The organism is Rhodocaloribacter litoris, from assembly GCF_011682235.2.
Lineage (GTDB): Bacteria > Bacteroidota > Rhodothermia > Rhodothermales > ISCAR-4553 > Rhodocaloribacter > Rhodocaloribacter litoris.
Genome location: NZ_CP076718.1, coordinates 1,177,529 through 1,194,580 on the forward strand (window position 1 = coordinate 1,177,529; position 17,052 = coordinate 1,194,580).

Below are 17,052 nucleotides of genomic sequence, written 5' to 3' on the forward strand. Positions count from 1 at the left end.
CGTTCGGTGTGTCGGAACATCCGGAACCGCTTCCGGTGCAGGGTAAAGCGGCATGGTTCCAACCCGCCGGGCCCGAGCCGGGTTTCATTCCGCCCGGGACTTTTCGCCGGCCGGCGCCTCGTCCCAGGTCCACCGCGCCAGTTCTTCGAGAAACGTGTGTGCCGTCAGATCGTGCTGGAGGGGGGTGACAGAGACATACCCCTCCTCGACGGCCCCCAGGTCGGTGTTCTCGCCGTCGTCCAGGTTGACGAAGCGGCCGGTGAGCCAGTAATAGGGCCGGTTGGCGGGATCGACGCGGTCGATGAACGATTCTTCCCAGCGGGAGCGGGCCTGCCGGGTGGTGCGGATTCCCTTGATCTCGTCGAAGGAGAGCGCCGGAACGTTGACGTTGAGCAGCAGGCCGGGCGGCAGGCCCCGGCGCAGCACCGCTTCGGCGATGCGGCGGGCGTAGCGACCGGCCGGTTCGAAGTCCCCCCCTTCCCACCGGCACAGCGAAACGGCCAGGGCGTCGATGCCCAGGATGGAGGCTTCGGTGGCAGCGCTGACGGTGCCGCTGTAGATAACGTTGACGGCCGTATTCGGCCCCTGGTTGATGCCGCTGACAACCAGATCCGGCCGCCGGGGCACGAGCTTGTCGATGGCGAGCTTGACGCAGTCCGCCGGCGTCCCTCCGACGGCATAGGCCGCCGCCACGTCCGGTGGACCGTCGAAGGGCCAGGGACGCACGCGGACGGGATCGCGCACGGTGATGGCATGCCCGACGGCACTCTGTTCGGTCAGCGGGGCCACGACGTAGAGCGTACCCAGCCCCGCCAGCGCCCACGCCAGCGCCCGGAGGCCCGGCGCGTCGATGCCGTCGTCGTTGCTGATCAGGATCAGCGGTCGTTTCATGGTCGTGGTGAGATGGGGTCAGGCCGGAAGCCGCCGTTCCAGCGTATCGTTCAGGGACTGTGCCTCAGTAGCTTTCCTCATCGCTGGGGAAGGCGCGGTCGCGCACGTCCTGAATGTAGGCCTGCACGGCGTCGGTGATGACCTGGTCGAGGCGGGCATAGCGGCGGACGAAGCGCGGGTTGAAGTCGGTCGTCAGCCCGAGGGCGTCGTGCGTGACGAGGACCTGGCCGTCGCAGTGCACGCCGGCCCCGATGCCGATCGTCGGGATGCTCAGCGAGGCGGTGACCTCGGCGGCGAGAACGGCCGGGATCTTTTCGAGGACGAGGGCGAAACACCCGGCCTGTTGCAGGAGCAGGGCATCCCGGCGGAGCTGTTCGGCCTCCTGTTCGTCGCGGGCCCGCACCTTGTAGGTGCCGAAGCGGTAGATGCTCTGCGGCGTGAGGCCGAGGTGTCCCATGACCGGAATGCCGGCGGTGATGATGCGCTCGACGGTCGGCACCACCGCCTCGCCGCCCTCCAGCTTGACGGCGTGCGCCCCGGCCTCCTTCATCACCCGGATGGCCGAAATGAGGGCTTCTTTCGAATTGCCCTGATAGGAGCCGAAAGGCAGGTCTACGACGACGAGCGCCCGCTGCACGGCCCGGACCACACACTGGGCATGGTAGATCATGTGGTCCAGCGTGATCGGCAGCGTCGTTTCGTGGCCGGCCATCACGTTCGAGGCCGAGTCGCCCACGAGCAGCACGTCGACGCCCGCCCGGTCGAGGATGCGGGCGGTGGTGTAGTCGTAGGCCGTGAGCATGGCGATGGGGATCCCCGCCGCCTTCATCTCCTGCAACGACTGCGTGGTGACGCGCTTGACGTCAACGACGGGGGCGGCAACGGTCCGGGTGCTCATGGCGACGACAAGGCTGGTGAAAACGGGACGGGTAATATACGAAACGCCGGCCCGTGCGGGAGGTGCCGGTTTGCGTCACGGTCGCCGCACGGCCCCTGCTCCGGGGAGGACCGGCGGCCCTCGCAAACGCGAAACGGGCACCCGCTGCCGGCGCGGGTGCCCGTCCGAAAAAGACCGCCTGCGGTGCAACCGCCGCTCAGTTGGCATTGGCGGCCGCGCCGGTGCTGGCCTGGGCGTCTTCGATGGGAATACCGAGCTTGCGGGCCACCGCCTCGGTGATGTCCATCACCTTCGATTCGTCAACGTAGATGAGGGCCGGCGCCCGCAGGACCACGGTCAGCCCGTTCGCCTTCGCCACCTCGTCGATGGCCGCCTGCACCTTTTCGAGCAGCGGGGCCATCAGCTCCTGCTCCTTCTGGGCCAGTTCCTGGTCCTTCTGTGCGGCCGACTGTTGCAGTTCCTGCTGGAGCTGCTGCAACTCCCGCTCCCGCTGGGCACGGGTCTCGGCCGAGAGCAACGGCTGCTGCTTCTGGTACTTTTCCAGCTTTTCCTGGAAGTCGGCACTGAGCGACTGCAGAGCCTGCTGGGCCGTCTGGAACTCCCGCTGGAGTTGCTGCTGGATCTGCCGGTATTCCGGCATCGCCGCGACGATGACCTCCGGATCGGTGTAACCGATCTTGAGCGCCTGCGCCGCCGCCAGCGTCGGAAGCGCCAGGAGCATCAGCATCGCCATGCCGGCAACTCGATGAAAGCTTTTCATAATGCGATATCTCCGTGGTTGGTTTTCGTGGGAAGGGCAGGCCGGTTCACGAACCGCCCCGCCCGGCTGTGTCGATGCCAAGTTCCTCCAGTACCCGGTCGCTGAGGTTGTACTGCTCTCGTGCGAACAGGAAGATGAAGTCGCCGGCACGGTCGAAGACGTAGTCATACCCCTCGCGGGTGGCCACCTGCTCGATGGCAGCCAGGATGCGTTCCTGCAGGGGACGCATCAACTGCTCCTGCTGCTGGAACAGCTCGCCATCGGGACCGAAGTAGCGCATGCGCAGGCGCTCGACCTCCTCCTCGGCGCGCATGATCTCTTCCTGCTTGCGCTTGCGCTCCTCGTTCGTGTAGAGCAATTCGCGGGCCTGATATTCTCGAAACAGCGCCTCGACCTCCTCCTGTTTCTGCTTCAACTCGGCCTCCCATTCCTGCGTCAGGCGGTCCACCTGGTTCTGAATGGTGCGGTATTCGGGCACCTGCTCCAGGATGTAGTCCGAATCCACGTAGCCGATGCGTTGCTGCGCCTCCGCAGCGGGTATGCCGAATCCCAGGCATGCACCCAGGATCAGGGCAAAATAGGATGCTCGCTTCATAAGGTCATTTAATTTTACGCTAAAGCGTGTCCACGATACGGGGCACCGGGCTGTGACGAATCAGGACAGGAACCCTCCTCAGGACGGGAATCCGGCCGGCCGCGCGCAACGGCGCCCTAGTTGTTGAAACCCTGTCCCAGGGTAAACTGGAAGGTCCACTTCTTCGATCCGTCGTGCCGGCTGTTGACCGGGGCAAATTCGTCGAAGTTGTAGCCGTAGACGAGCTCCACCATACCCAGGATGGGCAGGAACAGCCGGGTGCCGAAGCCGGCCGAACGGAACAGCTCGCTCGGGTTGTAGCTGCGGAAGCCGTCCCAGGTATTGGCTGCTTCCACGAAGAGGTAGGGGGCGGCCGAGAGCTGCTGCGACTGCACCGCCATCCACCGGAGTTCAGCCGCATATTTGTTCAGGATGCGCCCGCCGAAGGGATCGCCGTTTCGCCGGGGCCCCAGGGCGCCGATGGGATAGGCGCGCATGTAGATGATCTCTTTCCCGAAGAAGCTGTAGAACCCCTGCGTCTCGAACGGCGAGCCGCCGACGATGAAGCGCTCGAAGGCCACCTCCTCGCCCGTGAGCGAGCCGATGAAGCCATAATCCATCCCGAACCCGATCGACAGCTTGCTCGAAAGCGGCACGTTCCAGCTCGAATCCAGCCGCCATTTGTGGTACTGGATCAGCCGGCCGACGGGCGGGGCGATCTCGAGCGAGAGGCGCAGCTTCGACCCGGTGAACGGAAAGATGGGGTGGTTCGTCGAGTTACGCGCGAGCGTCTGGCGGATGGTCACCTGCTGGCTGATCCCCTGCGGCAAGGACGAAAGCCAGTTGTCGTTGTCGAAATACTGGTAGCCGAGCGTGGTGGAGGTGCTGAAGAAGTCGTCGGGCCACTTCAGGCGCTTTTCATAGAAGGCGGAGACCGATGAGGTCAGCAACTTGCCGGTGTTGGTGCTCGAGACCAGCGAGCTGCCGGTGATCTTCGAGAAGGAAGCCGAGAAGCCGACCGGCGTGGGACGCCCCCGGAACCAGGGCTCGGTGAACGAGAGCGAATACTGCTGGAAAAAGCTCCCGTTCGTCTGCACCGCCAGGGAGAGCTTCTGCCCGTCGCCGGAAGGCAGCGGTTTCCAGGCCGAGCCGTTGAAGAGGTTCTGCGCGGAGAAATTGTTGAAGCTGAAACGAAGCTGCAGCACGAGCCCGAATCGTCCCCAGGTGCCCGAGAGCTCCAGCTGATCGCTGCCGGCTTCCTCCAGGTGGTAGGTCAGGTCCACCTCTTTGGCCTCCTCGTCGATGCGGATGTCCGGTCCCTTGGCGAGCGACTCCTGGGCAAAGTAGTTGAGCTGCATCAGCCGGCGGATCGACTCCTGGATGGCGTCCCGGCTGAACGTCTCCCCGGGGAACGTGATCAACTCGCGCCGGATCACGTGCTCCTTCGTCTTCGTATTGCCCGCGATCTCGATCGTACCGAACTCGTACACTTCGCCTTCGAAGACGTCGAAGATCAGATCCAGCGAATCCCCTTCCACCACACGCACCGTCGGCTGCACGTTGGCCCGCATGTAGCCCCGGTTCATGTACCGGCTCATCACGTCGCTGCTGTTCTTGTTGCCGTAGAGGTTTTCCTCCAGCCGCTTCGCGTTGTAGACATCGCCCCGTTCCAGGCCCAGGGCCTCCGTCAGCACGGCGTCCGGATAGACCGTGTTGCCTTCCCAGACGATGTTGCGGATGTGGTAGCGCGGCCCCTCGTGCACCGTCAGCTCGACGACCATCTTCGGATCGTCCCCCTCCATCCGCAGATACGTCGTGTCGCGCACGATCCGGGCGTCGTAGAACCCTTTCTCGTTGTACTTTTCCAGGATGCGTTGCGGGTCCTCGGCGAACTCGTCCGGCTTGAACGTGTTCTTCCGCCAGAACTGCCACCACTTCTTCGGCTTGGTCTTCATTGACCCCAGGAGGTCGCCGTCGGAGAGTTGTTCGTTGCCGTGAATGATGACCTCGCCGACGCCGACGCGCGGCCCCCGTTCCACCTGAAAGTCGAGCAGGAGTGAATTGTCCGGGTTGACGGTACGGACGACCTCGACCGAGGCCAGCGGGTATCCCTTCTCGGCGTAGAAGTCTTTGACGAGCTGGACGGTGCGTTCGATGGCGCTCGGGCGCACGGGGGTGCCTTTGTAGAGGGGTGCCTGTTTCTGGAGCTTCTTTCTGTCCCCGCCTTTGATCCCGGAGAAGCTGTAGTCGGCCAGCTTGGGCACTTCACGGACCTCGATGACGAGGTAGACGCCCTGCTCGAAGCGCCGCTCCTCCTTGATCTTGACGTCGGAGAACATGCCGAGGCGATAGATGGCGCGGATGGCGTCGGCCAGGGCCGGATCACCGGGGAGGGTGATCTTTTGCCCGACCGCGAGCCGGCTCGTCTGCTGGACGAACGAGCGCGTATACTCCGACCCGATCCCCTCGACGGTGATGCCCAGGATCTCGAACGTCTGCGGGCGCAGGGCCGCGGGCAGGCCGTCCGCCGAAGCGAGCGGGGTTTGCCCGGCGGCCGGCGGCGTCACCGGCAGCAGCAACAGGCACAGCAACATCGAGCAGGCACAAGCGCGCATACCAAGGGCTTTCGTATGGTCCTGACAGATGGGCACGACAGCGTGGGGTCTAAACGGGTGAGCGCAAAGCTTGGTTTCTGCAAGAAGGTGCGAATCGGCGTCCCTGCGGCGGGTCCATGCCGTGGAGAACGTCCGGCATCGCCGGATTATTGCGCGGCCGCGGGTCCTTCGTCGTCGTGGACACGGCCGAAGCGGCGGTCCCGATCCTGGAAGTCGCGGATGGCCTCGTAGAGCTGCGCGCGCCGGAAGGCGGGCCAGAGCACGTCCGTGACGTAGAACTCGGCGTAGGCGATCTGCCAGAGCAGGAAGTTGGAGACGCGCAGCTCGCCGCCGGTGCGGATGAGCAGGTCGGGGTCGGGCATACCGGCGGTGCCCAGGGCGGCGCCGACGGTGGCCTCGTCGATGGCGCCGGGGTCGAGTTCGCCGGCAGCGACGCGGCGGGCGAGCCCGCGCATCGCCTCGGTCAGCTCCCAGCGGCCGCTGTAGGAGAGCGCCAGCGTGAGGGTCATCCGGGTGCCGCCGGCCGTCTCGGCCATGGCTTCCTCCAGCTCTTTCCGGCACGCCTCGGGCAGCTTCGAGAGGTCGCCCAGGGCGCGGAGGCGGATGTTGTTCCGGTGCAGCGTCTCCTTCTCACGGCGCAGGGTGCGGATGAGCAGCTGCATCAGGGCATTGACCTCGTTCCGGGGCCTGTGCCAGTTCTCGGTGCTGAAGGTGTAGAGGGTCAGGTACTCGATGCCCAGCTCAGCACAGGCTTCGGTCACGTCCCGAACGGACTCGACGCCTTCGTAATGGCCCACGTAGCGGAGCTGTCCCCGCGCCCGGGCCCAGCGCCCGTTCCCGTCCATGATGACGGCGATGTGGCGGGGCAGCGGGCCGCGCCGGCGAAGCGCCGCCTGCACGGCTTTGTCGCTGGCCTTCGCGGTGCCGGCTTCCGCCGGGGAAATGACAGGGTCTTCTCTCACGACGCCTTCCCTGGCTTTGCGCATATTTTTTTTAAGCATACAAACTTAACAACCCCCTCTTTGAACGTCAAGGCGGCGTGCCGGAGGCCAGGGTCCTGCTGCAGGAAGCGCGTTCACAGGCGGAGGATATCGTTGAAGATGAGGAAAGCCATCAGCCCCAGCAGCAGCGCCATGCCGATCTGCTGCGTGACCATGCGCACCTTCAGCGAAGGCTCGCGCCGGGCCACGGCCTCATAGAGCAGAAAGACGAGGTGGCCCCCGTCGAGGGCGGGGATGGGCAGGATGTTGATGATCGCCAGGGTGATCGAGAGTACGGCAACGATGTTCCAGAACGAATACGCCCCGTCGGCGGCGGCTTCGCGGGTGAGCACGGCCACCTGAATGGGCCCGCCCAGGTTTTCGCGGAGGCTTTCGGAGCCGAAGACGATCCGTTTCAGGCTGGTGACGATGATCCGGGTGTTGAGCCAGGTGGCCTCGAGCCCGGCGACGACGGCCTCGCCGAAGCCGTAGTCGACGGAGCGGGTAAGCTGGTAGACGCCCAGGACGTACCGCCCGCCGCGCTCGTCCGGGGTGACGCTTGCCTCATAGACGCGCCCGTACTCCGAGGAACCGACGGCCTGGAGGCCGGGAGGAATCACGCCTTCGAGCGAGTCCGGGCGGGCCCAGCGCAGCGTGAGGGGCTGTCCCTCGCTCTGCTGAATCCGTTCGGTCATCTCGTGCCAGAAGCGGATCGGGTGCCCGTCGATGGCCAGGATGCGGTCCCCGGGTCGCAGCCCGATGCGTTCGGCCGGTGCCCCCGGAACGAGGTCCCCGACGACGGGCGGGTCGAAGGCGATGCCGAAGTTGCCCCGGGCCCGGCTGAGCTGGGTCATGATGTCCTCCGGTCCCTCGAACGTCAGGCGCTGGCCGTCGCGCAGGACGGTGATCTGCAGCCGCTCCGCCAGGAGGGCTTCCTGCAACCCGCGCAGCCCGGCAAAACGGGCCGGCGGGGCGCCGTTGACCTCCAGGATGCGGTCGCCGGTACGCAGGCCCATCTGATAGGCGAGGGAGCTGTCGGCCACCATCACCTCCCCGAGCGGCGGCACGTACCGCTCGCCGTAGACGCCCTTGAGCATCATGAACACCACGGCGGCCAGGATCATGTTGAAAACGACCCCGGCCACGATCACCACGATACGCTGCCAGACCGGCTTGGCCCGGAACTCCCACGGCTCGGGGGGGCGCCCGGCGAACTCGGTGTCCATGCTCTCGTCCACCATGCCCGCGATCTTGACGTACCCGCCCAGCGGCGTGGCCCCCAGCACGTACTCGGTCTCCCCGATCCGCTTGCCCACGATCTTCGGCGGGAACCCCACCGAGAACCGCTCGACGCGCATCTTGAAGAGCTTGGCGAAGAGAAAATGTCCCAGCTCGTGCACGAACACGAGCAGCATGATGGCCCCCAGAATGGGCAGGATGTAGGAGAAGATGTTCAGGATGAAATCCATTCGACCCGAGAGGCGGCTGCCGGTGTCCGGGCGAGGCCGGGCACCTCCTGTGGCATAAATCCGAACGACCGGCTACCTATCACGTTGGCCGTGGCGTGATGCCATGTAGCGAACATACACCTCCCTCCCCCGGCCGCGTAGCGCGGCCTATCGGCCAGGGAGAAAGGCTCATACGATACCGCTTCAGCCCCCCAAGTCCCTCCCCTTGCGAAGGGGAGGTGGCGCGGAGCGACGGAGGGACAGACCGATGAGCCGGGCGTGTACGTTTCATTCAAAAGTGACAGGTAGCTGGTCCGAACCGTTGAACCTGAAAAAAAGCGGTACGTGCCGGGATGTTTTCCGAAGCGCGGCTTCAATGAACGGCGAGGCGGTGGAGTTCCTGAACCCGCCGCCGGGCCCGGGCGTCGGCGTCGGCGAGCAGCTCGAACGAAAGCCGGTCCGGGCGGGCCGCCAGCGCCTCGAGCGCGCGCTCGATCAGGCGCGGGATGTCGGTGAAGCGGATCCGTTCTTCGAGGAAGAGGGCCACGGCCTGCTCGTTGGCGGCGTTGAGCACGGCCGGGGCGGTGCCCCCGTGTTCGAGCGCCTCGAAGGCCAGGCGCAGGCAGGGAAACTTGTCGAGGTCGGGTTCTTCGAAGTCGAGCCGGCCCAGCGTGGCCCAGTCCACCCGGGGATGGGGCGCGGGCCAGCGGTCGGGGTAGGTGAGCGCATACTGGATGGGCACCTTCATGTCCGGCACCCCGAGTTGCGCTTTCGCCGAGCCGTCCCGGAAGACGACGATCGAATGCACGATCGACTGCGGGTGGACGAGCACGCGGATGCGGGCCCCGTCGAGGCCGAAGATCCACCGGGCCTCGATCACCTCCAGGCCCTTGTTCATCATCGTGGCCGAGTCGATGGTGATCTTGTGCCCCATCGACCAGTTGGGATGGCACAGGGCTTCGGCCCGTGTGATGGCGTCGAACGTCTCTTTCGGGCGGGTGCGGAACGGCCCGCCGGAGGCCGTCAGCACGAGTGTTTCGACGGCTTCCTTCGGCTCGCCGAGGAGGCACTGGAAGATGGCCGAGTGTTCGCTGTCGACGGGGAGGAGCACGGCACCATGCCGCTCCGCCAGTTCGGTCACGAGCGCGCCGGCCACCACGAGCGTCTCTTTGTTGGCCAGGGCAATCTTTTTACCCGCCCGGACGGCGGCGAGCGTCGGGGCCAGCCCGGCGAAACCCACCACGGCGGCCAGCACGGTGTCCACGTCGGACCGGGTGGCGGCTTCGCAGAGGCCCTCCGCACCGGCCAGCACCGCGATGCCGGTGCCGGCAAGCGCTTCCCGGAGCGTTGCGTACTTTTCCACGTCCCCGATGGCGACGCAGGCGGGTCGGAAGCGCCGGGCCTGCTGCACCAGCCGCTCCACATTGGCATAGGCCGTCAGGGCACGGACACGCAGCCGATCCGGGAACAGGGCCGCCACCGCGAGGGCCTGCGTGCCGATGGAGCCGGTAGAACCGAGCAGGCACAATCCTTGCGCCTTGCCGTTGCGGTCGGAAAAGGACATGAACACCGTAGCGGATTCGAACGGAACCTGCAGCCCCCGGCCGGAAACCGGAAATCGAAGGATGCCCCGTACATACGTACAACGGCGGCATTTGCTTCCGCCTGCCGCCGCCGCGGCGTGAAACTTACGAGGATCCGCCGCCATATCATCGCATGCCACGTGCCGGCCGGCTGCCTCTGCTCTGACGAAACGACGGGTCTTTTCGATGCCACACGTTCCCTTTTCGACGCACGCCGCCCGCCCGGTCTTCCGGGCGCCGGGGCGGATTCCCCTGCTCGGGGCAATCGGCCTGTGCCTGCTGCTCGCCGCCCGCCCGGCCGCCTCGCAGGGCGTCGACAGCAGCCTCGTGGCGCGGTTCCAGCTGGCGGAAGCCTACCTGCGCGGCGCCCAGTTCGACCGGGCCATCGCACTGCTCGAAGACCTCTACGCCGAGAGTCCCGAAACCCACGTCTTCTTCGACCGCCTGCGGCAGGCCTACGAGAACGTCAAGCGCTACGACGACGCCATCCGCCTCATCGACGCACGGATCGAGCGGACCGAGACGCCGATGGCGCTGCTGGCCGAGAAGGGCCGCCTGCTCTACCTGAAGGGCGATGAAGAAGGGGCACGCACCACCTGGCGCACCGCGCTCGACACCCTGCCGAACCACACCAACACCTACCTGACCGTCTACCGCGCCATGCTACAGGTGCGCCTCTTCGACGAGGCCATCGACGTCCTCGAAACGGGACGGCGCACCCTCGGCCGCGAGGACCTCTTCCAGACCGACCTGGCCTATCTCTACAACCTGACCGGCGAGCACGCGAAAGCGATGGTCGAATACCTGAACCTGCTGGCCCAGAACGAACGCCAGCTCAACTTCGTCCGCAGCCGCCTGAGCCGGTACCTGGAACAGGAAGACGCCCTGAAGGCCAGCATCGCCGTGGCCGAGCGTGCCGTGCGGCAGAACCCGCTCAACCGGGCCTTCCGCGAGCTGCTCTCCTGGCTCTACCTCGAAGCCGGCCTCTACCGCGAGGCCCTCAACGTCAACCGCGCCATCGACCGGCTCGAACAGGAACAGGGACAGGTGCTGTTCGACTTCGCCCGGCAGGCCGCCGACGCCGGCGCCTACGACGTGGCCCTCGAAGCCTACGAAGAGATCCTCGCCCGCTACCCCGGCGCCCCGGCGGCCCCGGAAGCCCAGTTCGGCCTCGCCGAGATGTACGAACGCCGCGCCGAAAAGACCGGCGAACAGGCTTTCGACGCCGCCGGCAACCGCATCCCGGCCCCCTATTACGACAACGCCCTGAACGCCTACCGCGCCTTCCTCCAGACCTATCCGCATCACCCGCTCTATCCCGACGTCCTCCGCCGCATCGGCCGCCTCCAGCAAGACGTGTTCATCGACCTCGGTGCCGCCGAGGCCACGCTGCGGGAAGTCGCCGACCGGTACGCGGGCACCGAAGCCGCCGACCGGGCCGAATACGACCTGGGCCGCATCGCCCTCCAGCAGAACCGGCTCGATGCCGCCCGCCTCACCTTCTCCCGCCTCATCGACCGGCTCCGCACGGGCGAGCTGGCCGAACTGGCCCGCTATGAACTGGCCCTCATCCACTTCTACCAGGGCGAGTTCGATGCGGCCCGGACGATCCTCGAAGCCATGAAGGAAAACACGTCCGCCGACGTGGCCAACGACGCCATCGAACTGAAGGTGCTCCTCGTCGAAAACAAGGGGCCGGACTCGCTGGACACCCCGCTGCGCCTGTATGCCCGGGCCCACCTGCTGGAGCGCCAGCGCCGGCCGGCCGAGGCCCTGCAAACCCTGGAATCGCTGCTCGAACGCTACGGCACCCACCCCCTGGCCGACGACACCCGCTTCTCCCGCGCCCGGCTCCTGCGCCGGCTCGGCCGCACCGAAGACGCCCTCATCGCCCTGCTCGAACTGCCCCTGCTCCATCCCCACAGCTACCTCGCCGACCGCAGCCTCTTTACCGCCGCCCAGATCCAGGAATACGACCTGGGCCAGCCGGAAGCCGCCCGCCAGACGTACACGCGCCTCCTGACCGAGTACCCCAGTTCGCTCCTCGTCCCGGAGGCCCGCGCTCGCATCCGTGCCCTCCGCGGCGACGGAACCTGAGCACCGCCCGGACGGGCAGCAGGCCGCGGTGCACGGGCGCACCGCCACACCACACCGGCACGAAATACGCCATGCGAAACCCGCCATCCAGAACCCGGAAAACCATGCGCCGCCTTACCGTGTTGCTGGCCTGCCTGATGCTCGCACTCCCCGCCGGGGCACAGGACCTCCTCATCCCGATGGACACCCGGCAAACGGATCACCTCAAGGCGTACGGCGTCGCCTACTGGACCCTCTCCCGGGGGGTCGAGGTGGACTGGCTCCTCAACTACCGGGGCGGCTCCTTCCTGATCTCGTCTTTCCCCGAACTCGAACAGGAACTGCGCATCCGCGGGGTCTTCTTCGAGAAACTCGGCGCCGGGCAGGCCGCCCAGATCATCGCCGAGGTGGAACGCGAGGACCGCAACACCGCCGTCGTCCGCCTGGAAAAACCACCCCGCATCGCCGTCTATGCCCCGGACGTGACCCAGCCCTGGGACGACGCCGTGCTCCTGGCCCTCAACTACGCCGAGGTGCCCTACGACATGATCTACGACGACGAGGTGCTCGCCGGAAAGCTCCGGGAATACGACTGGCTCCACCTCCATCACGAAGACTTCACCGGGCAGTACGGCAAGTTCTACACGTACCGGGCCATGCCCTGGTACATCGAGCAGCAACGGCAGGCCGAAGCCACCGCCCGCCGGCATGGCTTCCGCAAAGTGAGCCGGCTCAAGCTCGCCGTGGCCCGGACCATCCGCGACTACGTCCTCGACGGCGGCTTCCTCTTCGCCATGTGCTCCGGCACCGACACCTTCGACATCGCCCTGGCCGCCCACGCCACCGACATCGTGCCGGCCGAGTACGACGGCGACCCCATCGACCCCGACGCCCTCAACAAGCTCGACTTCTCCGAAACCCTCGCCTTCGAAAACTTTACCCCCAGCTTCAACGCACAGGAATACGAGCATTCGAACATCGACACCGGCCCCCCTCCCTCACAACTGCTCAACCCGGCCCTCGACTACTTCACCCTCTTCGAGTTCAGCGCCAAATGGGATCCGGTCCCCTCGATGCTGACGCAGAACCACGTAGCCACGATCAAAGGCTTCATCGGGCAAACCACCGGCTTCCGCAAAAACCTCATCAAACCCGGCGTCGTGATCATGGCCGAGGCACCGGGACGGGACGAGGTCCGCTACCTTCACGGCTCCTTCGGACAGGGCACGTTCACCTTCTACGCCGGGCACGACCCCGAAGACTACCAGCACTTCGTCAACGACCCGCCGACGGATCTGAACCTGCACAAAAACTCTCCCGGCTACCGCCTCATTCTAAACAATATTCTCTTTCCGGCCGCCCGCAAGAAGAAACAGAAGACGTGAGACCGCGTTTCGCCTCGCGCAGCGCAGAGACCGGACGGACCGGCTCTCGCCCGGGCCCGAACCCCTCAAAGGGTCAGGCTTCGCGTTTCCGTCTTCCCGACGAACCCGAATTTTCCAACCCGCAATCCCCATGAACGAAGTTTCCACCTATACCGGCCCTGTCAAGACCGTCAGCGCGACCCGCACGGTGATGAGCGAGATCGTGCTGCCGAACGACACGAACGGGCTGGGCAACCTGATGGGCGGGCGGCTGCTGCACTGGATGGACGTGGCCGGCGCCATCGCCGCACAGCGCCATGCCAACCGCGTCTGCGTCACCGCCGCCGTGGATTCGGTGGAATTCAACTGCCCGATCCGGGTGGGCGAGGTGGTCATCCTCGAAAGCCGGGTCAACCGGGCCTTCAACACCTCGATGGAGGTGCAGATCAACGTGTGGGCCGAAAACCCGCGCGACCAGACGAAGCGCAAGTGCAACCGGGCCTTCTACACCTTCGTCGCCATCGGGGAAGACGGGCGCCCGAAGCCGGTGCCGCCGATCCATCCGGAGACGGAAGAAGAGCGCAGATGCTACGAAAACGCCGCCAAGCGCCGCGAATTCCGCCTGATCCTGGCCGGGCGCCTCAGGCTCGAGGAGGCCACGCACATCAAGTCGGACCTCCTCGCAGCCCTCGACGCCTCGTGAAGCACCGGCGGGGCTGGGCCGGCCTCTTCCTGGTGCTCTGGCTCGGCGGGCTGCCGGTCGCCCAGGCCCAGCCGGACGGCCGGCGCTTCGGGCTCGGCGCCCAGATCGGCACCCCGGCCGGGCTGACGATCAAGTTCTACCGGGTGCCCCCGCCCTCCGGCACCGGCTGGCGGCCGGACGCCCTGACCCTGCTGGCCGCCTGGAACCGCAGCGCCGCCCTCCGGCTACATGCCTACCTGACCGGCGAACGCCCGATCCCGGACTCGCCCCTGCGATACTTCGCCGGGCCGGGCCTTGTCCTCGGCCTCGCCGGCACCCGCCCCGACGCCGACCTCCTGCTCGGCGCCGGCGGCACCTTCGGGGTCAACTTCTTCCGCGAGCGCTTCGAGGTCTACCTGCTGGCGGCCCCCCGCCTGAACCTCCTGCCCGGCCTGCGTGGCGTCCTCGATGCCGGCGTCGGCCTCCGATACTATTTTTAACGCAATCCCGAACGTTCCGTATCTTTCAGACGAGCCCGCCCTGCCGCGCGGCATTCCCCCGTACGGCAATCCACGCGGGCCCGCTTCACCCAACCCCGGAAACAGCCCCGTGCCCCCGTCCCCTGCCATGTTGTTCAAGCGCGTGCTGATCACCGGCGCCAACGGCCTGCTCGGGCAAGAGCTCGTCGCCCAGATGAGCCGCTTTCCCGACTACGACCTGCTGGCGACCGCGCGGGACCCGGCGCCCCACTTCGAGCAGGGGGCGGGCGGATACGTCCCGCTGGACATCACGGACCACGCCGCGGTACGCAACCTCTTCCAGGACTTCACGCCGGACACGGTCATCAACTGTGCGGCCATGACACAGGTGGACCGCTGTGAGACCGACCGCGAAGCCTGCTGGCGCGTCAACGTCGACGCCGTCGAGCACCTGGCCAGGTGCTGCTACCAGCACGGCAGCCGCCTCGTCCAGGTCTCGACGGACTTCGTCTTCGACGGCGAAAACGGCCCCTACCGGGAGACGGACCGGCCCCACCCGATCAGCTTCTACGGCAAGTCGAAGCTGGCCTCGGAGAACGCCGCACGCGGTGCCGGCCTCGACCGCTGGGCCGTGGCCCGGACCATCCTGGTCTACGGCACCGGCAACCGCCTCAGCCGTTCGAACATCGTGCTGTGGGTGCTCGACCAGCTCAGCCGGGGGAAGAAGATCCGCGTCGTCACCGACCAGTGGCGCACCCCCACCTACGTCGTCGACCTGGCCGCCGGCATCGAACGGATCGTCCGCTTCAACAAGTCCGGCATCTTCCATCTCTCCGGGCGCGAGATGTTCTCCATCTACGAGTTCGCCCACCGCATCGCCCGCATCTTCGACCTGGATGCCTCCCTCATCCACCCGACCGACGGCACCCGCTTCCGGCAGGAAGCCCCGCGCCCCCCGCGCACCGGCTTCATCATCCTGAAGGCCGAAACCGAACTGGGCTATAAACCCCATTCCACCGACGCGGCCCTCCGCCACCTCGGCCAGCGTCTCGGCCTTCCGGTCACCACGCCGTGAGGGGTTTGCGTGGCGCGCTGCACGCTGGAACGCCAAGCGTTTCACGATCCTGCCTGCCAGCGTGTGAAACGCGCCACGTCGAACGCCAGGCATTGAACCGTCACCCGAACGCGTGCCCCGTCAATCTTGATGGAGAATTCCCTGCCGCTTTCGGGCGGTTTTGCTTTTTTTCGGCTCGAACGAGCCGCGGGTGCGCCCTGCCCGCCCCACCCTGATCCCGACCACCATGCTGGACCTCCACTTCATCCGCGAGCACCCCGAGCGCGTGCGCCAGGCCATCCGGGACAAACGGGCCGGCGACGTCAAGACGGTCGACGCCGTGCTGGCGGCCGACGAACGCCGCCGCGCACTCCAGACCGAACTGCAGGAATTGCAGCACCACGTCAACACGCGTTCGAAGGAGATCGGCACGCTCATGAAAGCGGGCCGGCGGGAAGAGGCGCAGGCGATCATCGCCGAGACGGGGCAGATGAAGGAGCGGATCAAGGCGCTCGACGAGGAGATGCGGGCGGCCGAGGCCCGGCTCGAACGGCTGCTCCTGGAACTCCCCAACGTGCCGCACCCGAGCGTGCCCGTGGGCCACAGCCCGGAAGACAACGTCGTCGTACACGAGGAAGGCACGCCACCCGCCTTCGACTTCGAGCCGCTGCCCCACTGGGAGCTGGCCGACCGGCACCACCTGATCGACTTCGAGCGCGGCGCGAAGGTGACCGGCGCTGGCTTCCCGTTCTACGTGGGCGCCGGGGCCCGCCTCCAGCGCGCCCTCCTCAACTTCTTCCTGGACCTGGCCGTGCGCGAGGGCGGCTATACCGAGATCCAGCCCCCCTACGTGGTCAACGCGGACAGCGCCACCGGCACGGGACAACTCCCCGACAAGGAGGACCTGATGTACGAGGTCCCGCGTGACGGCCTCTACCTGATCCCCACCGCCGAGGTGCCGGTGACCAACTTCTTCCGGGGCGAGATCCTCGACGAGGCCGACCTGCCGGTCCGGTTCTGCGCCTACACGCCGTGCTTCCGGCGGGAGGCCGGCTCCTACGGCAAGGACGTGCGCGGCCTCAACCGCCTCCACCAGTTCGACAAGGTGGAACTCGTCCAGTTCGTCCATCCCGAACAGAGCTACGAGGCGCTCGAAGCGCTGCGCGAGGACGCCGAGCGGGTCCTCCGCCGGCTCGGGCTTCCCTACCGCCGCCTGCTCATGTGCACCGGCGACATGGGCTTCACGCAGGCGAAGAAGTACGACCTGGAGGTCTGGAGCGCCGGCCAGCAACGCTGGCTGGAGGTCTCCTCCGTCTCCAACTTCGAGGCGTTCCAGGCACGGCGCATGCAGATCCGCTACCGCCCGGCCGGCGGCGGCAAGCCGGTGGTGCTGCACACGCTCAACGGCAGCGGCCTGGCCTTCCCCCGCGTCGTGGCGGCCCTCCTCGAGCACTACCAGCAGCCCGACGGCACCATCCACATCCCCGACGCCCTGCAGCCCTACACCGGCTTCGACCGGATCGGTTGAGACCGGACCGGAGCCTGGTTCGCCGGTGTGGACAGGAAACAGGCACGCGCGTCTCCGTCCGGCACTCGCTTCACCGTTTTTTTGAAATACAGGCCGTCCGTTTCGTATACTGGCCCGTGA

At 66.6% G+C, this 17,052-nt stretch carries 14 protein-coding genes; 6 read left to right on the top strand and 8 right to left on the bottom strand.

Annotated elements, in window-relative coordinates; all coding sequences use genetic code 11:
- Positions 1–84 precede the first annotated feature (84 nt).
- The 8 genes from surE to GQ464_RS04945 form a co-directional block, all read right to left on the bottom strand.
- Positions 85–891: a 5'/3'-nucleotidase SurE gene (gene surE / locus GQ464_RS04910; protein WP_166979496.1), complete on the bottom strand. Its 807-nt coding sequence runs from the start codon at positions 889–891 to the stop codon at positions 85–87.
- A 64-nt stretch (positions 892–955) separates the two neighbouring features.
- Positions 956–1,789 carry a 3-methyl-2-oxobutanoate hydroxymethyltransferase gene (gene panB / locus GQ464_RS04915; protein WP_166979494.1) on the bottom strand — a complete coding sequence of 278 codons (834 nt, stop codon included), beginning with the start codon at positions 1,787–1,789 and terminating at the stop codon, positions 956–958.
- Between the two features lie 196 nt (positions 1,790–1,985).
- Complete coding sequence (locus tag GQ464_RS04920) at positions 1,986–2,549, bottom strand: OmpH/Skp family outer membrane protein (RefSeq protein WP_228350607.1); 564 nt, start codon at positions 2,547–2,549, stop codon at positions 1,986–1,988.
- Between the two features lie 46 nt (positions 2,550–2,595).
- Positions 2,596–3,144: an OmpH/Skp family outer membrane protein gene (locus GQ464_RS04925; RefSeq protein ID WP_166979489.1), complete on the bottom strand. Its 549-nt coding sequence runs from the start codon at positions 3,142–3,144 to the stop codon at positions 2,596–2,598.
- 116 nt (positions 3,145–3,260) lie between these two features.
- On the bottom strand, positions 3,261–5,774 hold the full coding sequence (gene bamA, locus GQ464_RS04930; RefSeq protein WP_228350608.1) for an outer membrane protein assembly factor BamA: 2,514 nt from the start codon (positions 5,772–5,774) through the stop codon (positions 3,261–3,263).
- A 110-nt stretch (positions 5,775–5,884) separates the two neighbouring features.
- Positions 5,885–6,700: an isoprenyl transferase gene (locus GQ464_RS04935; protein WP_228350609.1), complete on the bottom strand. Its 816-nt coding sequence runs from the start codon at positions 6,698–6,700 to the stop codon at positions 5,885–5,887.
- Positions 6,701–6,813: 113 nt separating this feature from the next.
- Entirely contained in the window at positions 6,814–8,187 is a 1,374-nt protein-coding gene (gene rseP / locus GQ464_RS04940) for an RIP metalloprotease RseP (protein ID WP_166979485.1), read from the bottom strand.
- A gap of 352 nt (positions 8,188–8,539) precedes the next feature.
- A complete protein-coding gene (locus GQ464_RS04945) occupies positions 8,540–9,730 on the bottom strand; it encodes a 1-deoxy-D-xylulose-5-phosphate reductoisomerase (RefSeq protein WP_166979483.1) in 1,191 nt (396 codons plus the stop codon).
- A 205-nt stretch (positions 9,731–9,935) separates the two neighbouring features.
- Here GQ464_RS04945 and GQ464_RS04950 point away from each other — a divergent pair, with 205 nt between their 5' ends.
- From GQ464_RS04950 to serS, 6 genes are all read left to right on the top strand, one after another.
- Positions 9,936–11,846, top strand: coding sequence for a tetratricopeptide repeat protein (locus GQ464_RS04950; protein ID WP_166979481.1), 1,911 nt, complete (start codon positions 9,936–9,938; stop codon positions 11,844–11,846).
- A gap of 104 nt (positions 11,847–11,950) precedes the next feature.
- Positions 11,951–13,210, top strand: coding sequence for an asparagine synthetase B (locus GQ464_RS04955; RefSeq protein ID WP_166979479.1), 1,260 nt, complete (start codon positions 11,951–11,953; stop codon positions 13,208–13,210).
- 130 nt (positions 13,211–13,340) lie between these two features.
- A complete protein-coding gene (locus GQ464_RS04960) occupies positions 13,341–13,892 on the top strand; it encodes an acyl-CoA thioesterase (protein WP_166979477.1) in 552 nt (183 codons plus the stop codon).
- Positions 13,889–14,371: a hypothetical protein gene (locus tag GQ464_RS04965; protein ID WP_166979475.1), complete on the top strand. Its 483-nt coding sequence runs from the start codon at positions 13,889–13,891 to the stop codon at positions 14,369–14,371. Before GQ464_RS04960 ends, GQ464_RS04965 begins: the two co-directional genes overlap by 4 nt.
- A gap of 109 nt (positions 14,372–14,480) precedes the next feature.
- Positions 14,481–15,425, top strand: coding sequence for a dTDP-4-dehydrorhamnose reductase (gene rfbD, locus GQ464_RS04970; RefSeq protein WP_228350610.1), 945 nt, complete (start codon positions 14,481–14,483; stop codon positions 15,423–15,425).
- Between the two features lie 226 nt (positions 15,426–15,651).
- Entirely contained in the window at positions 15,652–16,932 is a 1,281-nt protein-coding gene (gene serS / locus GQ464_RS04975; RefSeq protein WP_166979532.1) for a serine--tRNA ligase, read from the top strand.
- Positions 16,933–17,052 lie beyond the last annotated feature (120 nt).

Coding starts and splice junctions, on each gene's coding strand:
- surE (WP_166979496.1), bottom strand. CDS start 891: ATGAAACGACCGCTGATCCTGATCAGCAACGACGACGGCATCGACGCG.
- GQ464_RS04955 (WP_166979479.1), top strand. CDS start 11,951: ATGCGCCGCCTTACCGTGTTGCTGGCCTGCCTGATGCTCGCACTCCCC.
- GQ464_RS04945 (WP_166979483.1), bottom strand. CDS start 9,730: ATGTCCTTTTCCGACCGCAACGGCAAGGCGCAAGGATTGTGCCTGCTC.
- rseP (WP_166979485.1), bottom strand. CDS start 8,187: ATGGATTTCATCCTGAACATCTTCTCCTACATCCTGCCCATTCTGGGG.
- serS (WP_166979532.1), top strand. CDS start 15,652: ATGCTGGACCTCCACTTCATCCGCGAGCACCCCGAGCGCGTGCGCCAG.
- GQ464_RS04925 (WP_166979489.1), bottom strand. CDS start 3,144: ATGAAGCGAGCATCCTATTTTGCCCTGATCCTGGGTGCATGCCTGGGA.
- GQ464_RS04920 (WP_228350607.1), bottom strand. CDS start 2,549: ATGAAAAGCTTTCATCGAGTTGCCGGCATGGCGATGCTGATGCTCCTG.
- GQ464_RS04950 (WP_166979481.1), top strand. CDS start 9,936: ATGCCACACGTTCCCTTTTCGACGCACGCCGCCCGCCCGGTCTTCCGG.
- panB (WP_166979494.1), bottom strand. CDS start 1,789: ATGAGCACCCGGACCGTTGCCGCCCCCGTCGTTGACGTCAAGCGCGTC.
- GQ464_RS04960 (WP_166979477.1), top strand. CDS start 13,341: ATGAACGAAGTTTCCACCTATACCGGCCCTGTCAAGACCGTCAGCGCG.